8 protein-coding genes are annotated in these 4,947 nt (G+C 36.4%); all 8 read left to right on the top strand.

The genetic code is table 11. The features are described from left to right. Nucleotides 1-690 precede the first annotated feature (690 nt). Entirely contained in the window at nt 691-897 is a 207-nt protein-coding gene (locus BFI01S_RS20920) for a DUF1657 domain-containing protein (RefSeq protein WP_009336488.1), read from the top strand. Nucleotides 898-979: 82 nt separating this feature from the next. Next, nucleotides 980-1,453, top strand: a complete 474-nt coding sequence (locus tag BFI01S_RS20915) for a YhcN/YlaJ family sporulation lipoprotein (RefSeq protein WP_009336487.1) — start codon at nt 980-982, stop codon at nt 1,451-1,453. Between the two features lie 17 nt (nt 1,454-1,470). Then, on the top strand, nt 1,471-1,950 hold the full coding sequence (spoVAC, locus tag BFI01S_RS20910) for a stage V sporulation protein AC (RefSeq protein ID WP_009336486.1): 480 nt from the start codon (nt 1,471-1,473) through the stop codon (nt 1,948-1,950). After that, nucleotides 1,950-2,969, top strand: a complete 1,020-nt coding sequence (spoVAD, locus tag BFI01S_RS20905) for a stage V sporulation protein AD (RefSeq protein ID WP_061794311.1) — start codon at nt 1,950-1,952, stop codon at nt 2,967-2,969. The genes spoVAC and spoVAD overlap by 1 nt, the downstream gene beginning before the upstream one ends. Next, entirely contained in the window at nt 2,966-3,316 is a 351-nt protein-coding gene (gene spoVAE / locus BFI01S_RS20900; RefSeq protein WP_009336484.1) for a stage V sporulation protein AE, read from the top strand. The genes spoVAD and spoVAE overlap by 4 nt, the downstream gene beginning before the upstream one ends. 11 nt (nt 3,317-3,327) lie before the next feature. Continuing rightward, entirely contained in the window at nt 3,328-3,534 is a 207-nt protein-coding gene (locus BFI01S_RS20895) for a DUF1657 domain-containing protein (RefSeq protein WP_061794310.1), read from the top strand. Between the two features lie 29 nt (nt 3,535-3,563). Continuing rightward, nucleotides 3,564-4,424: a DUF421 domain-containing protein gene (locus tag BFI01S_RS20890; RefSeq protein WP_061794309.1), complete on the top strand. Its 861-nt coding sequence runs from the start codon at nt 3,564-3,566 to the stop codon at nt 4,422-4,424. A 115-nt stretch (nt 4,425-4,539) separates the two neighbouring features. After that, the coding region (locus BFI01S_RS20885) for a DUF421 domain-containing protein (protein ID WP_174521692.1) at nt 4,540-4,947 on the top strand (408 nt) is incomplete at its 3' end.

The raw sequence follows: 4,947 nt of genomic DNA, 5'->3' as shown, positions 1-4,947 counted from the left end.
ACATCTCCAACTTTTAATTTGACAATGTCACCTACCTGTAATTCTGTATTAATCCCCATCAAATATAGCTATACATCTCTTTCGACCAATCTCGGATTTTTGGTTTCCTTTTGTCTCCCAGTTTAATCCCAAGTTTTATTTCTTCAATGTCCTTTTTTGGTTTTAACGTTAAACGTTGAAAGGATTTCCTTTTTTGTTTTGTTGTCATTTTTTCACCTTCTAAAATGTATGAAAAATTTGATGTTTAATAACAAAACAGTTCCTTTTTATGTATTAGACAAACCTTAATACGGCGACAAATGCATGCGTTTATCTTTGTTATTACATTTTCAATGTTAAATACCCATAAATAGGATGATTAAGAGGGAGAAACTCTTAAAACTTTGGGATAATATCCGAAAAATGGGAAAAATATTAGTCCTTTCAGGAAATACAATCATCTTATTTTATAAAGGTAGGGGTGTAAAAGAAATTGAAGTTGAGAAAAGAAAAAATGAAAAGTTATAAGAGCTATTGCTGTCAACGAGAAATAGAAGAAATGATGGGGATATGGAAAAGGGGTTATTATCGAAAAAATGGAGCTATACGTCAAAAATAATTTAGATTTAAATTTCCCAAAAATCATTGAATAAAAAATTCTCCATAAAGCAAAATAAAAGAGTAAAAAAAAAATTCAAGGAGGAAATTATCATGACAGTAATAAATGACGTTAAAACAGCTCTAGCAGGATTGAAAAGTGCTCAAGCAAGTTTTGAAACATTTGCTCTTGGTACAGATAATCAACAAGCTAAGCAACTTTACCAAGATGCAGCTAAGCAAACCCAATCCGTTGTAGACAGCATTGAACCACGTGTTCAACAAATCGAACAAGAAGAACCTCAATACAAACAACAGTAATTAGTAAGGCGAAAAAAGGTTGGCCTCTTAACCAACCTTTTTTCAGCTGTTCAAATAATGGAAAAACATGGAGGTGATTTTTTTGAAAGATAAAATAACCACATTGAAAAACCTACTTTTTATTATAATGGTCATTGGTTTCGCATCAGGATGTAATGGTAATCAAAATGAATTTATTCAAGGTAATAGTACTTTTGGTATTTCACAAGTACATACAAGTAAGCCAATTGATCAATCCGTTGCCAATCATGCGAAAGAAAAGATAATTGCCAAGGAAGATATTACAGACGTAAAAGCTGTGAATACTGATAAAGAGCTTATGGCAGCGATTAAAGTTGAGAATTTTGATCGATTTCGATTAAAGAGTATCGAGAAGTCAGTAAAATCCGACTTAGAAAAAAAATATCCCGACTATAAAGTTTTTGTTTCGACTGATAAAAAAATATTCTGGGAGCTTGAAAAGGTCGAGCAAAGACTGAAAAAAAACGATATGAATAAGAAGAACTTAAAAAATGATTTGAACAAACTGAAAAGTCTTATGAAGGAACAAACCTAAAGAGGAAGGATCGAGTTATGTCTAACAATCAAAAGAAACAACTTACTCCTGTGCAACAGGAATATCAAAAATTGCAAAAACAACGAGAGATCAAAAGACCGGTTGTTAAAAATTGTATTAAGGCCTTTTTAACCGGTGGACTTATTTGTTTGATTGGTCAGCTTATTTCAGACTTTTACATTTATTATTTCGATTTTACTGAGCAAACGGCCGGAAATCCGACGGTGGGTACGTTAATTTTTATTACAATGCTTCTTACTGGTTTTGGCGTATATGATCGAATGGCCCAATTTGGTGGGGCTGGAACAGCTGTACCTGTAACAGGTTTTGGCAATGCGGTTATATCGCCTGCCATTGAGCATCGAACCGAAGGATTTGTACTGGGCGTAGGTGGCAACATGTTTAAATTAGCGGGGGCGGTTATTTTATTTGGTGTTTTTTCTGCTTTTGTCATTGCCTTAATTAAAACCACTTTAATCCAGTGGGGTGGTTTATAATGCTAGCAGGTCATCGTACATGGATCTTCGAACAAAAGCCTGTCATTATCTCCACTGGAACCGTTGGTGGACCATTTGAAGCCAATGGTGCTATCCCAGATGATTTCGATACTCTTCATGCTGATTTATGGCTTGGGCAGGATTCCTATGAGAAAGCACATAAAATCCTTTTTGAAGAGGCTTGCCAAAAAGCCATGGAAAAAGGGGGCATACAAAAGGATCAAGTTCAATTTATCCTAGCTGGGGACTTAATCAATCAAATCACCCCAACAAGTTTCGCTAGCAGAACGATTGGAGCGCCTTATTTTGGCTTATTCGGTGCTTGCTCTACCTCGATGGAAGGTCTGGCTCTAGGTGCTTATATTGTAAATACAAAAGGAGCGAAATATTTGTTAACAGGAGCTTCCAGTCATGATACAGCTGTTGAAAAACAATTTCGGTATCCAACTGAGTATGGTGGACAAAAGCCACCTACGGCACAATGGACGGTTACTGGTGCAGGTGCAGCCCTATTAAGTGATTCTGGGGAAGGACCTCATGTCACATCTGCCACAATTGGTCGTGTAATCGATATGGGGTTGACAGATCCATTTAACATGGGAGGAGCTATGGCGCCAGCTGCGGTTGATACCATTGAAGCCCATTTAAAGGAACGAAATGTTGAGCCATCTTATTACGATTTAATTGTAACCGGTGACCTTGGCCAAATCGGACAGGAAGTGTCCATGGATCTATTTAAAAAGCATGGAACTCCTATTAGTGAAGAACAATACCAAGATTGTGGCCTTATGATTTATCGGGAAGGACAACCCGTTCTTGCAGGGGCAAGCGGTGCAGGCTGTTCAGCAACGGTAGTTTATGGGCATTTATTAAACCGCATGAAAAAAGGTGAATTTAAACGAATGTTAGTTGTGGCTACAGGTGCTTTGCTTTCACCGTTGTCCTTTCAGCAAAATGAAACAATTCCTTGTATCGCCCATGCAGTGTCAATTGAATACGGAGGTGAACAATTAACATGATCTATTTTTGGGCTTTTGTCGTAGGCGGTTTAATTTGTATCATTGGGCAAATTATGTTTGATGTATTTAAATTGACACCAGGTCATACCTTAAGTGCTCTTGTAGTGATTGGGGCGCTTTTAGATGGATTTGGACTATACGAGCCTTTGATTGATTTTGCTGGGGCAGGGGCTACCGTTCCGATTACAAGTTTTGGGAATTCGCTTGTTCATGGTGCGATGCAGGAAGCAGAAAAACATGGGTTAGTTGGTGTACTGACAGGAATGTTTGAAGTAACTAGTTCTGGTATTTCAGCTTCCATTGTTTTCGGCATGATAGGAGCTTTAATTTTTAAGCCAAAAGGATAAGGAGAATTAGGATGACAGTAGGATCAGATGTTAAACAGTGTTTTGCCAGTCTAAAAGGGGTAGAAGCAAGTCTCTCAAGTTTAGCATTACGGACTCTTGATGATGAATCGAAGCGAACTTTGCATGAGGCTATGATGGTAATACACGAAGTAACAAAAGATTTAAAAAAAAGAGTAGGAGAACTAGAAGGAGAGGAACTTCAGTACAAAGGTTTCTAGAAAAACTATATTTACAGGGGGTGTAAGCAGTGCCTGAATGGTTAGAGGTGGTAATACGGTCATTATTATTTGTCGTTGTCCTGTTTTTAATCACAAAATGGTTAGGGAAAAAGCAAATTTCCGAACTAACTTTCTTTGAATATGTCACCGGTATTTCTATTGGGAATATTGGTGCAGAAGTGGCTATAGGACTTGAACGGAACATTTTTCACGGAATTATTGGAATTGTCATTTTTGCGGCTATTCCCTTTTTCGCTGGTTTAATTTCATTAAAAAGTAAACGTTTTCGCAATTTTATAGAAGGAAAAGCAACTGTATTTATCAAAGATGGGAAGATTATGGAAGATAATTTAAAAAAGGAAAGATATACGACAGATGAACTGTTAGATCTCCTTCGCAGGAAGGATGTCTTTCAAGTCTCTGATGTAGAATTTGCTGTTTTAGAGGCAACAGGTGATTTATCTGTGATGCTAAAGAAAGAAAATCAACCTTTAACAGCAAAGGATATAAACTTGAAGGTTGCTTCAATCAAGGAGCCTCAGACCATTATTATGGATGGTACAATAATGGATGAACCACTAGCCACGATTGGACGAAGTCGGGCTTGGCTACAAACTGAATTAGAAAAACTAGGGGTAACGATTGAAAATGTATTTCTGGGACAGGTTAATTCTTACGGAGAGTTAACGATTGATCTGTTTGACGATAAATTACAAGTCGCACCCCCACAAGAAAGACCCTTAATTCTTTCAACCTTGAAAAAATGTCAAGCAGACTTAGAACTATTTGCTCTTGGAACGGAATCAAAAGAGGCCAAACAAATGTATAGGTTAAACAGTGAAAAATTACAAGAAGCCATTGATAAAGTGACCCCTATTTTAAAAGGATAAGGATTTAGCTTAGATTCATACATGACGAAAAAAAGATACCATTTTTAATTGAAAAAAGTTTAAAAACCTTAGTCCAATTTCGGACTAAGGTGAATTTTTTTACGAGGTGTTAGAAGTGTCTATTTTTTTAGTTAAAGTTATTTTTATCTATATTGTGTTTATTGTAGCAGTAAAAATTTTAGGGAAATCAGCTCTAGCCCAACTTACCCCTCATGATTTTGGAGCGATTCTTTTTTATCTTAATCGAAATTTAAAGGAAAGTAGATATCCTTTACCTGAGCTGTTGTCTAATTTAGGAACATCAGGATATCCGGATATTCACGATATTGAATATGCGATTTTGGAAGCAACAGGTGAAATTAGCATTTTTCCAAGAAAAGAATTAGTTCCTATTACTCCAAAAGATTTACATATGAAAGTGGAATACCGCGGATTACCCATAGCCGTTTTCATTGAAGGGAAAGTGCAAAAGCGTAAATTAAAATTTATCAACAAAAATGAAAAGTGGTTAAAGGAAGAACTT

The organism is Cytobacillus firmus NBRC 15306, assembly GCF_001591465.1.
GTDB lineage: Bacteria > Bacillota > Bacilli > Bacillales > Cytobacillaceae > Cytobacillus > Cytobacillus firmus.
Note: the sequence above shows the minus strand (reverse complement) of the source record. Positions and strands in the feature narration are given on the sequence as shown.

Bases quoted from the DNA above. Each gene is read 5' to 3' on its own strand.
- BFI01S_RS20920 (WP_009336488.1), top strand. From the start codon at position 691: ATGACAGTAATAAATGACGTTAAAACAGCTCTAGCAGGATTGAAAAGT.
- spoVAC (WP_009336486.1), top strand. From the start codon at position 1,471: ATGTCTAACAATCAAAAGAAACAACTTACTCCTGTGCAACAGGAATAT.
- spoVAD (WP_061794311.1), top strand. From the start codon at position 1,950: ATGCTAGCAGGTCATCGTACATGGATCTTCGAACAAAAGCCTGTCATT.
- spoVAE (WP_009336484.1), top strand. From the start codon at position 2,966: ATGATCTATTTTTGGGCTTTTGTCGTAGGCGGTTTAATTTGTATCATT.
- BFI01S_RS20895 (WP_061794310.1), top strand. From the start codon at position 3,328: ATGACAGTAGGATCAGATGTTAAACAGTGTTTTGCCAGTCTAAAAGGG.